At 31.8% G+C, this 14,942-nt stretch carries 11 protein-coding genes and 4 tRNA genes; 2 read left to right on the top strand and 13 right to left on the bottom strand.

Going from position 1 to position 14,942, the window contains the following annotated elements; all coding sequences use genetic code 11:
• Positions 1-50: 50 nt before the first annotated feature.
• From rpoC to ACTT9D_RS00725, 12 genes are all read right to left on the bottom strand, one after another.
• A complete protein-coding gene (rpoC, locus tag ACTT9D_RS00780) occupies positions 51-4,223 on the bottom strand; it encodes a DNA-directed RNA polymerase subunit beta' (RefSeq protein ID WP_440929997.1) in 4,173 nt (1,390 codons plus the stop codon).
• Entirely contained in the window at positions 4,224-8,312 is a 4,089-nt protein-coding gene (rpoB, locus tag ACTT9D_RS00775) for a DNA-directed RNA polymerase subunit beta (protein WP_440929996.1), read from the bottom strand.
• Positions 8,313-8,368: 56 nt separating this feature from the next.
• Positions 8,369-8,734 carry a 50S ribosomal protein L7/L12 gene (gene rplL, locus ACTT9D_RS00770; RefSeq protein ID WP_014953366.1) on the bottom strand — a complete coding sequence of 122 codons (366 nt, stop codon included), beginning with the start codon at positions 8,732-8,734 and terminating at the stop codon, positions 8,369-8,371.
• Positions 8,735-8,748: 14 nt separating this feature from the next.
• Positions 8,749-9,255 carry a 50S ribosomal protein L10 gene (gene rplJ, locus ACTT9D_RS00765; RefSeq protein WP_440929995.1) on the bottom strand — a complete coding sequence of 169 codons (507 nt, stop codon included), beginning with the start codon at positions 9,253-9,255 and terminating at the stop codon, positions 8,749-8,751.
• 7 nt (positions 9,256-9,262) lie between these two features.
• Complete coding sequence (gene rplA / locus ACTT9D_RS00760; RefSeq protein WP_440929994.1) at positions 9,263-9,952, bottom strand: 50S ribosomal protein L1; 690 nt, start codon at positions 9,950-9,952, stop codon at positions 9,263-9,265.
• Positions 9,952-10,377 carry a 50S ribosomal protein L11 gene (rplK, locus tag ACTT9D_RS00755; RefSeq protein ID WP_440929993.1) on the bottom strand — a complete coding sequence of 142 codons (426 nt, stop codon included), beginning with the start codon at positions 10,375-10,377 and terminating at the stop codon, positions 9,952-9,954. Before rplK ends, rplA begins: the two co-directional genes overlap by 1 nt.
• A complete protein-coding gene (nusG, locus tag ACTT9D_RS00750) occupies positions 10,377-10,907 on the bottom strand; it encodes a transcription termination/antitermination protein NusG (protein ID WP_440929992.1) in 531 nt (176 codons plus the stop codon). Before nusG ends, rplK begins: the two co-directional genes overlap by 1 nt.
• Entirely contained in the window at positions 10,907-11,098 is a 192-nt protein-coding gene (gene secE, locus ACTT9D_RS00745; protein ID WP_440929991.1) for a preprotein translocase subunit SecE, read from the bottom strand. Before secE ends, nusG begins: the two co-directional genes overlap by 1 nt.
• A gap of 18 nt (positions 11,099-11,116) precedes the next feature.
• Positions 11,117-11,192: transfer RNA gene (locus ACTT9D_RS00740), tRNA-Trp, on the bottom strand.
• An 11-nt stretch (positions 11,193-11,203) separates the two neighbouring features.
• Entirely contained in the window at positions 11,204-12,394 is a 1,191-nt protein-coding gene (tuf, locus tag ACTT9D_RS00735) for an elongation factor Tu (protein WP_014953371.1), read from the bottom strand.
• Positions 12,395-12,439: 45 nt separating this feature from the next.
• Positions 12,440-12,513 (bottom strand) — tRNA-Gly (locus ACTT9D_RS00730).
• A gap of 45 nt (positions 12,514-12,558) precedes the next feature.
• Positions 12,559-12,644: transfer RNA gene (locus tag ACTT9D_RS00725), tRNA-Tyr, on the bottom strand.
• A 132-nt stretch (positions 12,645-12,776) separates the two neighbouring features.
• Between ACTT9D_RS00725 and rlmB the strand changes: the two genes are divergently transcribed.
• Together rlmB and ACTT9D_RS00715 are read left to right on the top strand one after the other, a co-directional pair.
• Positions 12,777-13,523, top strand: coding sequence for a 23S rRNA (guanosine(2251)-2'-O)-methyltransferase RlmB (gene rlmB, locus ACTT9D_RS00720; protein WP_440929990.1), 747 nt, complete (start codon positions 12,777-12,779; stop codon positions 13,521-13,523).
• Positions 13,524-13,551: 28 nt separating this feature from the next.
• Positions 13,552-13,627, top strand: a tRNA-Thr gene (locus tag ACTT9D_RS00715).
• 19 nt (positions 13,628-13,646) lie between these two features.
• On the opposite strand, the gene ACTT9D_RS00710 is transcribed toward ACTT9D_RS00715, so the two are convergent.
• A complete protein-coding gene (locus ACTT9D_RS00710) occupies positions 13,647-14,927 on the bottom strand; it encodes a tetratricopeptide repeat protein (protein ID WP_440929989.1) in 1,281 nt (426 codons plus the stop codon).
• Positions 14,928-14,942 lie beyond the last annotated feature (15 nt).

Raw genomic sequence — 14,942 nt, 5'->3', positions numbered from 1 at the left:
TTATTAATTGTATTTTGTCAAACTAAAACTAGTTAAATACTGAGTTTTTTTTATTGATTTGCTTGGGTTTCTGAAGCTTCAGATGGTTCTAGTTTTTCTTGTTCAGATAAAAACTTATTATCGTCATTTAAGGCCTTATTATTCCATCTATTTTTGATATTTCCGGTTCCAGCAGGCACTAATCTTCCTACAATTACGTTTTCTTTTAATCCATTGAGTGGATCAATTTTGCCCTTAATAGCTGCATCAGTTAAAACTCTAGTTGTTTCTTGAAATGAAGCAGCTGATATAAATGACTCAGTTTGCAGTGAAGCTTTAGTAATTCCCATCAAAACTCTTTCGCCAACAGCAGGTGTTTTACCTTCGGAAACTAATTTTTCGTTTACATTATCAAATTTAATTCTATCAACAACTTCGCCCGGTAGATAAGATGAATCTCCAGAAGATTTGACTTCAACTTTTTTCAACATTTGTCTTAAAATTGTTTCGATGTGTTTGTCATTAATTACAACACCTTGCAACCTATAAACTTCTTGCACTTGGTTTACAAAATACTCAGTTAGATCTTTAATTCCTTTAATTCTTAAAATATCATGCGGTAATGGTACACCATCTAATAAATGTTCACCTTTTTGTATTTTTTCACCTTGGTTGAAATTAATATGCTTTCCTTTAGGAATTAAATAATTTGATGGTTCTGAACCATCTTCAGGAACAATAGAAACTCTTTGTTTACCTCTTACTTCTTTACCAAAAACAACCTGTCCATCGTTTTCTGCTATAATAGCGCTATCTTTTGCTTTTCTAGCTTCAAATAATTCCGCTACTCTTGGCAAACCTCCTGTAATGTCTTTTGTTTTTGTTGTCTCTTTTGGTAACCTAGCAATTACATCACCTGCAGAAACTTTTTGACCATCTTTCACAGATAAAATTGAGTCTGGTACTAAATAATATCTAGCTTCATTATCGTCAGCTTTTTTAATTATATTTCCTTTTTCATCTCTTAAAGTAATTCTAGGTTTAAGATCTGTACTTTTAGATTGTGATCTCCAATCAATTACAGATTTAGATGAAATTCCAGTTGCATCATCAGTCGTCTCCTGAATTGAAACACCATCAATTAAATCAACAAATGTTGCGTTACCACTTTTCTCAGCAATTACCGGAGTAGTATATGGATCCCATTCACAAATTTTTGTATTTGCTTTTATTTTGTCACCATTTTTAAAGAATAATTTTGAACCATACGCAACTTTATAAACCGCAATTTGAACACCATTATCATCTTCGATAGAAAGTTGTGTATTTCTTCCCATAACAATTAAATTCTTTTTAGAATCTTCTAAAATATTTGAATTAATTATTTTTAAAGTTCCTTCATTTTTAGAAATTATTTGGGAATCTTGTTTTACTGATGCAGTCCCACCAACGTGGAAAGTTCTCATAGTTAACTGAGTTCCAGGTTCACCAATTGATTGAGCTGAAATCATACCAATAGCCTCTCCAACATGAACAATTTTACCTCTAGATAGATCTCTACCATAACATGTTGCACAAACTCCTTCTTTAGAGCTACATGTCATTACAGAATAAACTTTTATTGCTTTTATACCAGCCGCATCAATTTGATCACAAGCTGCTTCATCAATCATAGAAGATTTCTTGAATAGTATATCTCCTGTTAATGGATGTTTTACCTCTTGAGCAGTTACTCTTCCAAGAGCTCTTTCAGATAAGCTCACAACAACATTACCACCTTCTAATATTTCAGAAATCTCTATAAAACCTGGGTTGTCACATTTAACTTTTGTAATTGTTAGGTCTTGGGCAACATCACAAAGTCTTCTAGTTAAATAACCAGAACTAGCTGTTTTTAAAGCAGTATCTGCTAATCCTTTTCTAGCACCGTGAGTAGAATTAAAATATTCTAGAGCTGTTAGACCTTCTTTAAAATTTGAGGTAATTGGACTTTCAATAATTTCACCAGATGGTTTAGCAATTAGTCCTCTCATTCCGGCTAATTGTTTCATTTGTGCAGCTGAACCTCTTGCTCCACTATCAGCCATCATAAATACTGAGTTAATTTTTAACCCTTCATCAGTTTTCTCTGTTGCTGAAATACCCTTCATCATTTCCGCTGCAACACTGTCAGTACATTTAGACCATGCATCAACAACTTTATTATATTTTTCACCTCTAGTAATTAATCCTTCAGAATACTGTGTTTCATATTCTGCAATTAATTTCTTTGTATCATCAATTAATTTTGTTTTACTTTCTGGTATTACTAAGTCGTCTTTACCAAAAGATATTCCAGCCTTAAATGCATGCTTAAATCCTAAATCTTTTAGCTTATCACAGAAGATAACAGTTGTCTTTTGACCACAAAATCTAAATACAACATCAATAATCTCTGATACGACCTTTTTTGGTAAAAGTCTATCAACCAAAGAAAATTTGATGTTATGATTTTTTGGTAATAAGTTTGCTAATAAAAATCTGCCCGCTGTTGACGTGTATTTTTCATATTTCTTGTTACCCTTTTCATCAACAGTCTCAAATCTTGATATAATTGTGCTGTGAACTTTAATTTGTCCAGATGATAAAGCAAACTCAATTTGATCAGAGTCAGTAAAGTATCCAGTTGGTTTTTCAGAAATTGGTTCTTGAGACAAATAGTAAATTCCCAAAATCATGTCCTGACTTGGAACAATAATTGGTTTACCATTTGAAGGGGATAAAATGTTATTTGTTGATAACATTAGAATTCTAGCTTCTAATTGTGCCTCTAAACTTAAAGGTACATGTACTGCCATTTGGTCACCATCAAAATCAGCATTGAATGCTGCGCAAGTTAAGGGGTGTAGTTCTATAGCATCACCTTCTATTAATTTTGGTTCAAAAGCTTGAACCCCAAGTCTATGAAGTGTTGGCGCTCTATTTAATAATACAGGATGCTCTCTTACAATTAATTCTAAAGCGTCCCAAACTGCATTAGTTTCTTTTTCTACAATTTTTTTTGCTTGTTTAATTGTTGAAGCTAAACCTAATTTATTTAATCTAGCATACAAAAATGGCTTAAATAATTCTAAAGCCATTTTTTTCGGTAAACCACACTCGTGTAATTTTAAATCTGGTCCAACGACGATTACAGATCTACCTGAGTAATCAACTCTTTTGCCTAATAAGTTCTGTCTGAATCTTCCTTGTTTACCTTTAAGCATTTCAGCAAGAGATTTGAGTGGTCTTTTGCCGGTTCCAGTAATAACTCTTCCTCTTCTTCCATTGTCAAACAATGCATCAACAGACTCTTGAAGCATTCTCTTTTCATTTCTTACAATAATATCTGGTGCTTTAAGATCCATTAATCTTTTCAAACGATTGTTTCTATTTATAACTCTTCTATAAAGATCATTAAGATCAGATGTAGCAAATCTTCCTCCATCTAATGGAACTAAAGGTCTTAGTTCAGGTGGAATAACCGGAACTACAGTCATAATCATCCATTCAGGTTTTTGACCAGTTTCAATAAATGACTCGATTAACTTTAATCTTTTGATTGCTCTTTCTTCGTTAACTTTTGATTTTGTTTCCTTGATATAGCTAACTAAATTTTTTCTCTCCAATTCTAAATCTAAATTTTTTAGCATCTCTAAAACAGCCTCTGCACCAATACCAGCAGTAAATGCTTCCTCACCAAATTCATCTTGGTACTTAGCTAATTCTTCCTCATTAAGTAATTGATTTTTCTGCAATCCTGTTAAACCTGGTTCAATAACAATAAAATTTTCAAAATATAAAACTCTTTCTATTTCTTTAAGTTTCATATCAACTGCTAATGCAATTCTGCTAGGTAAAGATTTTAAGAACCAGATATGAGCTACAGGAGTTGCTAAATTGATGTGACCCATTCTTTCTCTTCTTACATTAGATTTAGTTACCTCAACTCCACACTTTTCACATATAATTCCTCTAAATTTCATTCTTTTGTATTTTCCACACAAACACTCATAGTCTTTGATAGGTCCAAAAATACGTGCACAAAATAGACCATCTTTTTCTGGTCTAAATGTTCTATAATTTATCGTTTCAGGTTTTTTAATTTCTCCATAAGTCCAAGATTTTATTTTCTCTGGGCTGGCTAATGAAATTTTTATGCTATTAAAGTTTTGAGCTTCTGAAATTTCTGAGTTTTTAAATAAATCTGTTAATTCTTTTTTCATCTAATTTAACTCCACATTTAATGCTAAAGATTTTATTTCTTTCACTAATACATTGAATGACTCTGGGATACCTGATTCAAAATTCTCTTCACCTTTAACAATAGTTTCATAAACTTTCACCCTCCCTGCTACATCGTCAGATTTAACAGTTAGTATTTCTTGCAAAGTATATGAGGCTCCATAAGCCTCTAAAGCCCAAACCTCCATTTCACCAAATCTTTGACCACCTAATTGTGCCTTTCCTCCAAGAGGTTGTTGTGTGACTAAACTATAAGGACCTGTCGATCTAGCATGAATCTTATCTTCAACTAAATGATGTAGTTTTAGCATATAAATTATTCCAACCGTTACAGGTCTATCAAATTTTTCACCTGTTCTTCCATCCCACAAATAAGTTTGACCTGATCCTGGTAGGTTAGCAAGTTCTAACATCTCAGTAACGTTTTTTTCTTTTGCGCCATCAAAAACTGGTGTTGATATAGCTATACCATCTTGAAGATTTTCACAAAGATCTTTGAATTCTGTTTTGCTCAATTTATCAACTTTTTCCGAGTATGCTTCATCACCATATACAGATTTTAAAAATTTAGAAATTTTTTCAGTTTTCTCAATTTTCTTTTGATTTTCATTAATTAATTTTTTAATTTCTTCACCGAATTCTTTACACGCCCATCCTAAGTGGGTTTCTAAAATTTGGCCGACATTCATTCTACTTGGTACACCAAGAGGATTTAAAACTATATCAACTGGTCTACCATCTTCTCTATATGGCATATCCTCAACAGGAACAATTTTACTAACTACTCCTTTGTTCCCGTGTCTTCCTGACATTTTGTCTCCTGGTCTTAATCTTCTCTTGATAGCCACAAATACTTTAACCATTTTCATTACACTAGGAAGTAAATCGTCACCACTTCTAATCTTTAAAACTTTATCTTCAAATCTTTCTGTAATATCTTGTTTAGCAGAAGTGTATTGATCTTTTAGCTGAAAAAGTGTTGCTTCATCTTGAATATTACCAACACTAATTTTAAAAATATCATTTATACTTAAACCATTTATTAATTCTGCATTTAGTTCAGTACCTTCTGTAATATCTTTAACTTTCTTATTTAATTTTGAACCAGATAAAATCTGTGTTGCTCTTTGCTTAATACTTCTTTCTAAAATCTCTTCCTCAACAATTTTATCTTGTTGCACTTGTTCGATTTCTGCTCTTTCAATAGTTATAGATCTCTCATCTTTTTCAATACCATGTCTATTGAATACTCTTACATCAACAACTGTACCACTGCTTCCTCTAGACATTCTTAAAGAAGTGTCAGTTACATCGATTGCTTTTTCACCAAAAATTGATCTTAGTAATTTCTCCTCAGGACCAGATGCTGAATCTCCTTTAGGAGTAACTTTTCCAACTAAAATATCTCCAGCATTAACTTCAGCACCAATATAAACTATTCCTGATTCATCTAAATTTTTAAGCGCATCTTCATTTACATTTGGAATATCTCTTGTGATTTCTTCTTCACCAAGCTTTGTGTCTCTTGCCATGATTTCATATTCAACAATATGAACTGAAGTGAATACGTCGTCTGTTACACATCTTTCTGAAATTAAAATAGAGTCTTCAAAATTGTAACCTTGCCATGGCATGAAAGCTACTGTTACATTCTTACCAAGAGCTAGTTCACCTAATCTAGTTGATGGACCGTCTGCAATAATATCTCCTGATTTAACTTTATCTCCAACTCTAACTAATGGTCTCTGATTAATACATGTGTTTTGATTTGATCTTTTAAATTTTTGAAGATTATAAATATCTACACCAGATTTACTAAAATCAGTTTCCTCTGTTGCTTTAATTACAATTCTTTTACCATCAATTTTGTCTACAATTCCGTCTCTTTTAGCCACAATAGTTACACCTGAATCTAATGCAACATCACTTTCAATACCTGTCCCAACTAAAGGTGACTCTGGTTTTAATAAAGGCACTGCTTGTCTCATCATGTTAGAACCCATAAGAGCTCTGTTAGCATCATCATTTTCTAAAAATGGAATTAATGAAGCTGCAACTGAAACTAGTTGCTTAGGTGAGACGTCGATGTAATCTATAGTGTCTGGTTTAGCTAACAGAAAGTTTAAGTTTTGTCTGCAAGACACAAGTTCTTCAACGATTTTTCCATTTTTATCTAATTTTGTGTTTGCTTGAGCGATTGTATATTTAGTTTCTTCCATTGCAGACAAGTATTCCACTTTATCTTGCACCACACCATCTTTTACTCTTTTGTAAGGACTTTCAATGAAACCATACTTATTAATCTTAGCATAAGTAGATAAACTGTTAATCAAACCAATGTTTGGTCCCTCTGGTGTTTCGATTGGACAAATTCTTCCATAGTGAGTTGGGTGAACGTCTCTAACTTCAAAACCAGCTCTTTCTCTTGTAAGACCACCTGGTCCTAAAGCAGAAACTCTTCTTTTATGAGTAATCTCTGACAATGGATTGGTTTGATCCATGAACTGAGATAATTGAGAACTTGCAAAGAAATCTTTTAATGAAACAGTTAACGGCTTAGCGTTTATCAAGTCCTGAGGCATTGCAGACTCGACATCGAGAGTAGTCATTTTTTCTTTAATAGCCCTCTCCATTCTGTAAACACCAATCCTAGCTTGATTTTCAACTAATTCACCTACAGATCTGACTCTTCTATTACCTAAATGATCAATATCATCAACATCATCTTTGCCATCTCTTAAATCTAGCATTTTATGAATTATCGAAATGATATCGTCGTTTCTTAAAATAGTTATTTTATCAGAACAATCTAAGTTTAGTCTTGAATTCATCTTCACTCTTCCAACATCAGATAAATCATATCTATCTGAACTAAAGAATAGATTGTTAAAAATTTGAGTAGCTATTTCTATTGTAGGTGGTTCACCTGGTCTTAACATTTTGTAGATTTCAGTAATAGCTTCATCTTTAGTATTATTTTTATCATTTAAGATTGTTGTTAATAAATAAGGACCTTTATTGATCGCATTAGTTGTGGATATTTTGATTGTATGAATATTGGCTTCTAAAATTTTTTCGATAATAGTATCGTTAAGTTCAGTACCAATTTTAAAAGTACCCTCTTCTTCATCACTAACTTTGATATCAGTATGTAAGAATTTTCCATACAAAGATTCTTTAGATACTAATATGTCTTTTAAACCTTCGTTCGCTAATTTTTTTGCATTTAAAAAATTAATTTTATCACCAGGTTTAATAACCACCTTGCCAGTTTTTGCATCGATTACCTCTTCAGAAAAGTTTTTAGCTTTATAATTTTCTGGATTAAACTTAGTTTTCCATTTAGATGATTTTGAGTCATAAACATAATTTTCACTTTCATAAAACTCATTTGCAATTTCTGATTTTGTATAACCAAGAGCTAGTAATAATGTTGAAGCTAAAATTTTCTTTTTTCTGTCTATCTTAAAGTATAAGAAATCTTTTACATCAAACTCAAAGTCTAACCATGAACCTCTATTCGGAATAACTCTACAGTTAAATAGTAATTTACCACTTGCATGAGTTTTTCCTTTGTCATGATCAAAAAATACACCAGGACTTCTATGCATTTGGTTAACTACAACTCTTTGAACTCCATTTGTAATAAATGTTCCGCTATTAGTCATCATTGGAACATCACCCATATAAACTTCTTGTTCTTTTGCTGATAATATGTCTTTAGTATTATTTTCTTGGTCTATCTCATAAACCACAAGTCTAAGAGTACATTTTAAAGCTGATGAATATGTTAGACCTCTAGCTATACATTCTTCAACATCAAATTTTGGTTTCTCTAATCTATATGAAACATATTCTAAAGTTGCTTTGTCGTTTAAATCTTCAATTGGAAATATACTTTTGAATACTCTATCAAAACCTTTTGTTAAATCACCTACATCTTCTTTAAAGTCAGTTAGTTCTTTGTAAGAGTTCTTTTGGACCTCGATTAGATTGGGAATTGATAAACCCTCTTTTAATTTTCCAAAACTTTTTCTAATATTTTTTTTTTCAGTAAAAGATAATTGCATTTATATCCAATGATGCTGATTATAAATAAACAGCACCTAAATAATTCCTTGTTAATTTACTTAAGTTCTACTTTAGCGCCTGCTGCTTCTAACTTAGCTTTAATTTCTTCAGCTTCTTTTTTTGGAACACCAGACTTAACTTCTTTTGGTGCACCTTCAACTAAGTCTTTAGCTTCTTTTAATCCTAGAGAAGTTGCTGCTCTAACTTCTTTAATAACATTAATTTTCTTATCACCTGCTGAAACTAACATGATTGTAAAATCATCTTTATCCTCAGCTGGAGCTGCTCCTCCGGCTGCTGCTGGTGCAGCTGCTGCCATAGGTGTTACGCCCCATTTTTCCTCAAGTTGTTTTGATAACTCAGCTGCCTCAGCAACAGTCAAGTTTGATAGATCTTCAATAATTTTGTTCAGGTCTGGCATAGTTTACTCTTTGGTTATTTTTCAGAATTTTCTGCGGACAAACTACTCATTTTTTCTGATCTTGCAAGTAAAATACTCACTAATTTTGATGCCGGAGCATTCAAAATACCCACAATATTTGCTCTTGCTTCGTCTAAAGTAGGTAAAGTAGCAACGTTTTGGACGCCCGCTTGATCCAAAAACTCATTTTCCATTATTCCACCTATTAACTTCAGATTCTCATTATCTTTTGCAAATTTTGATAAAATTCTTGCTGAAATTATTGCATCCTCACCAAATGCAACTGCTGTTGGGCCAGTAAATAAACCAGCTAAATCTTTACATCTTGTTTTTTCAAGCGCTAATTTTGTGATTCTATTTTTTGTAATTTTAAAAATTATTCCATGTTCTCTCATCTTAGATCTTAGTTCATCTATTTGGGGCATTGTTAATCCTTGATAATGAGTAACCATCACAGCTTTACTATTTTCAAACTGTTTCGACATTTCATCGATATAAACTTTCTTTTGTTCTTTGGTCATCATAGTCTTATATTACCTTATTTAATTTTAATTTGTAAGAAACACCCATTGAAGATGTTATAAAAGCTGATTTTATTAAATCACCTTTTAAAGTGTTATTAGATTTTTCTTTTTCTAAAGCTTCTAAAATAGCATTATAATTTTTGATTAATTTGTCGTCTTCAAATGATCTTTTTCCAATGCTAACTCCTATGTTACCATCTTTGTCATTTCTTATTTCAACTTGACCAGATTTTGCATCTTTAATGGCAGTTTTTAAATCTTCAGTTACTGAACCTAACTTAGGATTAGGCATCAAACCTTTTGGTCCTAAAACTTTTCCAAGTTTTGATAATTTTATCATCATTGCTGGAGTGCAAATTAATTTTTCAAAATTTATTTCACCAGCCTTAATCTTGTCTATAAATTCATCACCACCAACGATATCAGCACCAGCTTCTTTTGCATCTTTCGATTTCGCATCTTCACAAACGACTGCGACTTTTACATCTTTACCTGTTCCACCTGGTAAATTTACTACTGTTCTAATATTTACTTCACTTTTTTTCTGTTTATTGTTTATTTGAAAACTTAGATCAACTGACTCATCAAATTTTGTAGTACAATTTTTTTTAACCTCAGGTAACAACTTCTCTATTAAGTCTGCGTTTAGCTCATAAGTATTGTCTGGTAATTTTTTATATCTTTTAGATGGCATTACTCTTTAACCTCAATTCCCATTGATCTTGCTGAACCAGCAATAATTTTAACAGCTTCTTCCAAATCAATTGCGTTTAAATCATTCATTTTCTGTTTAGCAATATCTTCGGCTTGTTTTTTTGTTATGGAAGCAACTATGTTTCTACCTGGTTCTTTAGAACCACCCTTAAGCTTAGCAGCTTCTTTTATAAAAAAGGAAGCAGGAGGTGATTTAATTTTAAAATCAAATTTTTTATCTTTATAAACTGTAATCTCAACAGGAATAGGTTTACCTGCCATAGATTTTGTTTTGTCATTGAATGCTTTGCAAAACTCCATAATGTTAACACCACGCTGACCTAACGCTGGACCAACAGGAGGAGCTGGATTTGCTTGACCACCTTTAATTTGTAATTTTATAAATCCACTAATTTCTTTTGCCATTAACTTACCTTTTCCACTTGGTTATATTCTAAATCAACCGGTGTAGGACGACCAAATATAGAAACAGAGACCTTAAGTCTAGACTTTTCTTCATCAATTTCTTCAACCATTCCACTAAATGAAGCAAATGGTCCATCCACTACCTGAACTTTTTCACCAACACTGTACTCTATACCAGATTTTGGCTGTGCTACACCATCTTTTATTTGACCTAAAATCTTCTCAATTTCTTTGTCAGAAACTGGCACTGGCATCCCTTTTGAGCCTAAAAAACCACTTACTCTCTTTATATTTTTTATCATATGATAAATACTGTTATCCATCTCACTCTTTATTAGAACATAACCAGGAAAATACTTCTTTTTCCTTTGTATTCTTTTTCCTCTTTTAACTTCTGTTACATCATGAGTAGGAACAACAATTTCATCAAACTTATCAGAGATTTTAGCTTTTTCAGCTTCCTCTTTAATTAAACCTGCAACTTTATTTTCGAAACTAGAGTGTGATTGAACAATGTACCAATTTTTCATTAAATGCTCACTTTCAGTAACAATTCTAGGAAAAATTTAAGAACTTGATCAATTAGTAAAAAAAACAAAGACATTATAACAGCCATTGCAAACACCATGAGTGCACCTTGAACTGTTTCTTTTCCAGTAGGCCAAGATACTTTGAACGCTTCCTGTTTGACTTCCTGTAAAAATTTAATTGGGTTCTTCATTTTTTAATCTGCTCTAATTGGCAGGAGCGGAGGGACTCGAACCCTCAGCCTCCGGTTTTGGAGACCGGCGCTCTACCAATTGAGCTACACTCCTATTTATAGAGCTTACTCTATAATTTTTGTTACTACACCAGCTCCAACAGTTCTTCCACCTTCTCTAATTGCAAAGTTTAGTTTTTCAGCCATAGCAATTGGTGTAATCAATTTAACTGTGAACTTAGCATCGTCACCAGGCATAACCATTTCTGTACCAGCTGGTAATTCTACTTCACCTGTTACGTCAGTAGTTCTAAAATAAAACTGTGGTCTGTACTTAGTGAAGAAAGGAGTGTGTCTTCCACCCTCCTCTTTTTTAAGTACATAAGCCTGAGCTTCAAATTTAGTATGTGGAGTAATTGATCCTGGTTTACAAAGTACTTGACCTCTTTCAACGTCTGTTCTTTCAACACCTCTTAATAATACTCCAATGTTATCTCCAGCTTCACCTGAGTCTAAAAGTTTTCTAAACATTTCTACTCCAGTACAAACTGATTTTCTAGTATCTCTTATTCCAACTATCTCAATTTCTTCACCAGTTTTAATTACACCAGACTCAACTCTTCCTGTTACAACTGTTCCTCTTCCTGAAATTGAGAATACATCTTCAACCGGCATCAAAAAGTCTTTATCTTTTGGTCTGTCAGGTTGTGGAATAAATTCATCAACATTTTTCATCAATTCTAAAATTGAATTTTTTCCAATTTCATCGTCTCTTCCTTCAACTGCTGCAAGCGCTGAACCTTTAGCAATTGGAGTTTTGTCACCTGGAAATTTGTATGATGTTAATAATTCTTTAATTTCTTCCTCAACAAGTTCAATCATTTCTTTATCATCAACTTGATCAACTTTATTTAGGTAAACACAAATTGCAGGTACACCAACTTGTCTTGCTAATAGAATGTGCTCTCTAGTTTGAGGCATTGGTCCATCTGCAGCGTTAACTACTAAAATTGCTCCATCCATTTGCGCAGCACCAGTAATCATGTTCTTTACATAATCGGCGTGACCTGGACAGTCTACGTGTGCATAGTGTCTTTTTTCTGTTTCATATTCAACGTGAGCAGTTGAAATTGTAATTCCTCTTTCTTTTTCCTCAGGTGCTTTATCGATTTCATCATAAGCAACTGATTTTGCTCCACCCTGTTCTGCTAAAACTTTTGTGATCGCAGCTGTTAAAGTTGTTTTACCATGGTCGACATGTCCAATAGTACCAATATTACAGTGGGGTTTATTTCTTACAAACTTTTCCTTTGACATTACTTTATTACCTCAGTTTATTTTTTTTTTATAATTTTCATTTCTTGGAGCGGGTAAAGGGAATCGAACCCTTACATCCAGCTTGGAAGGCTAGCGTTCTACCATTGAACTACACCCGCACAACCCCAAGAGTAACACTCCATGTTATTTAAAAAATGATTGAATGGTGGAGGGGGAAAGATTCGAACTTTCGAAGACCGAAGTCAACGGGTTTACAGCCCGCCCCATTTGACCGCTCTGGAACCCCTCCTTTAATTTGGGGAAGTGTCCCCTTGTTCAACAAGCTTCAAATAACAGGCGTTTTATATATTTTATTTGTATAATTGCAACACGAGATTTGATATTTAATATAATCAAAAAACGCTAAAAAACCTTATAAAATATGAATAAATCAACTTTTTTTATTGTTGGACAGCACGCGGTTATTGAAGCTTTAAAAAATCCAAAAAGAAAGGTGTTAAAACTGTTTTTAACAGAAGAAAGTAAGAAAAACATACACAGAAAAAGTCCAAGAAAAAACCTGTTAGAAGATGTTAAGGTTTATTTTAAAACTAAAAAAGAACTAGACAAATATTCAACAAAAGAAAACATTCAGCATCAAGGTTATGTAGCTGAAATTGAAAAATTAGAACAGCCTATTTTAAAAGAATATATTAAAAACAAACAAAATATTACGCTAGCTTGTTTGGACGGAGTAACTGATCCAAGAAATATTGGATCAATTATAAGAAGTGCTGCTGCATTTAAAATAGATGGACTTATAGTTAAAGAAAGACATTTTCCAGGTGAAAGTAAACTAATGTTTAAAGCAGCAAGTGGTTGTATTGAATATCTAAACATTTTTGAGGTATCCAACATAAATTCAACTTTAAAAAATTTAAAAGATAAAAATTTTTGGATTTTTGGATTTGATAGTGAAGCTAAGAAAAATTTTTCAGAAGTGAGATGGGAAGGAAATAATATTTTAGTTTTTGGTTCTGAGGGTGAAGGAATGCATAAACATACATCTAAATATGCTGATTTTCATGTAAAGATTAAGATGAGTGAACAAATTGAAAGCTTAAATATATCAAATAGTGCAGCAATAGTCTTTCATCATTTAAGTTATTTGAAAAAAAATCTTGATTAATTTAGAAAATAGTTAATATTGCGCCTATGCCCTTGTAGCTCAGTTGGTAGAGCAATTGATTTGTAATCAATAGGTCCGCGGTTCGAATCCGTGCGGGGGCACCACATAAAAGTTAAATTTACGTTAATATATATAAAAGTTAACACCAATCATTATTCTATCAGTTTTTCCGCTATAAACTGCTGAGTGTTTTCTTGCTGATGGTATGATCATAATCATACCTTCTGAAGGTAATACTTCTTCTTTTGGTTCATGCATTTTGAAAATTCCAGGTTCTTCACAATTTTGATCACCTACTGAGAGATAGTATGTAAGACTATATTTTTGATTTTCTAAATTAAAAGTTTTATCAAATCCATTTAGATGATGGTGTGCAACTGAACCACCACCAGCACCCAAAATATTAAAAAAAGAGTCGATAAAAAAAACCCTTGATTGAGTTAAATTTTTGACGATGTCAATTAATTCAATTTTTAATTCATCTAAAAGTTTATTATTATTATTTTCAAACAAATTATAATCAGATGTAGTGCCATTTCCAAACAAAGGTCCCCCTTTAGTTTTGTTTAAGTCAATTGAATTAATTTTATATAATAAATCAATAATTTCTTTATTTGGTTTTTTGTAGGTAATTATTGGAAATTCTTTAAAAGTTTTTAAGAAGTTAGAAATATTTCTATTTTTTACCTCTAACTCTTTAATTAGTTTTATTTGATTTAGTACAATATTTAAATTTTGATTTGCATAAATAGAATTAGGATCTAATTCTAGCGCTTTTTTAAAACTATCTTTTGCACTATTAAGATCACCTAATTCTTGTTGAACTAATCCTAAATTTTGATGTGCAAAACTGTAATGAGAATTTAATTTTATAGATTTTAATAACAACTTTTTAGCTTCATTTAATTTATCTATATCTTGAAATTTCAAATCATCTGTAAACCTTCCTCTATCAAATAAAATTAAACCTAATAAAACATTCACTTCAACAAAATCTGGATTTAATTTATAAGCAATTCTAAGATTATTTTCAGCATCTTTAAAATTTCGTAATTCTCTTTGTGTTCTAGCTAAATTTATATATGCTTCTAAAAATTTAGGGTTTAGTGAAATTGCTTTTTGATAGCACAGTTCGCATTCATTAAACTTTTTTAATTTATATTTAGTATTACCTAGTTGATAATGAGCAATAATAAAATTAGGCTTTATAAGAATTGATTTTGAAATATGATTTTCAGCTTTTTCTAGATCGTTTTGAGTTTTATAAATTAATCCTAAATTATAATGAATTTCAGCATTATCATTATCTTTTTCTAAAATATTTTCATATATAAGTTTGGCACTATCTAAATCATTTTTTTGTAAAAAATTAGCAGCCGCAGTAATTTGTTTTTTAATATCCATAAAATAAAATTAACT

Origin of the sequence: Candidatus Pelagibacter sp. (genome assembly GCF_052049815.1) — a bacterium.
Lineage (GTDB): Bacteria > Pseudomonadota > Alphaproteobacteria > Pelagibacterales > Pelagibacteraceae > Pelagibacter.
This window is presented reverse-complemented; position numbering and strand designations above follow the sequence as displayed.

Coding starts and splice junctions, on each gene's coding strand:
- rplL (WP_014953366.1), bottom strand. CDS start 8,734: ATGCCAGACCTGAACAAAATTATTGAAGATCTATCAAACTTGACTGTT.
- rpoB (WP_440929996.1), bottom strand. CDS start 8,312: ATGCAATTATCTTTTACTGAAAAAAAAAATATTAGAAAAAGTTTTGGA.
- rpoC (WP_440929997.1), bottom strand. CDS start 4,223: ATGAAAAAAGAATTAACAGATTTATTTAAAAACTCAGAAATTTCAGAA.
- secE (WP_440929991.1), bottom strand. CDS start 11,098: ATGAAGAACCCAATTAAATTTTTACAGGAAGTCAAACAGGAAGCGTTC.
- ACTT9D_RS00710 (WP_440929989.1), bottom strand. CDS start 14,927: ATGGATATTAAAAAACAAATTACTGCGGCTGCTAATTTTTTACAAAAA.
- rplA (WP_440929994.1), bottom strand. CDS start 9,952: ATGCCATCTAAAAGATATAAAAAATTACCAGACAATACTTATGAGCTA.
- rplJ (WP_440929995.1), bottom strand. CDS start 9,255: ATGACCAAAGAACAAAAGAAAGTTTATATCGATGAAATGTCGAAACAG.
- tuf (WP_014953371.1), bottom strand. CDS start 12,394: ATGTCAAAGGAAAAGTTTGTAAGAAATAAACCCCACTGTAATATTGGT.
- rplK (WP_440929993.1), bottom strand. CDS start 10,377: ATGGCAAAAGAAATTAGTGGATTTATAAAATTACAAATTAAAGGTGGT.
- rlmB (WP_440929990.1), top strand. CDS start 12,777: ATGAATAAATCAACTTTTTTTATTGTTGGACAGCACGCGGTTATTGAA.
- nusG (WP_440929992.1), bottom strand. CDS start 10,907: ATGAAAAATTGGTACATTGTTCAATCACACTCTAGTTTCGAAAATAAA.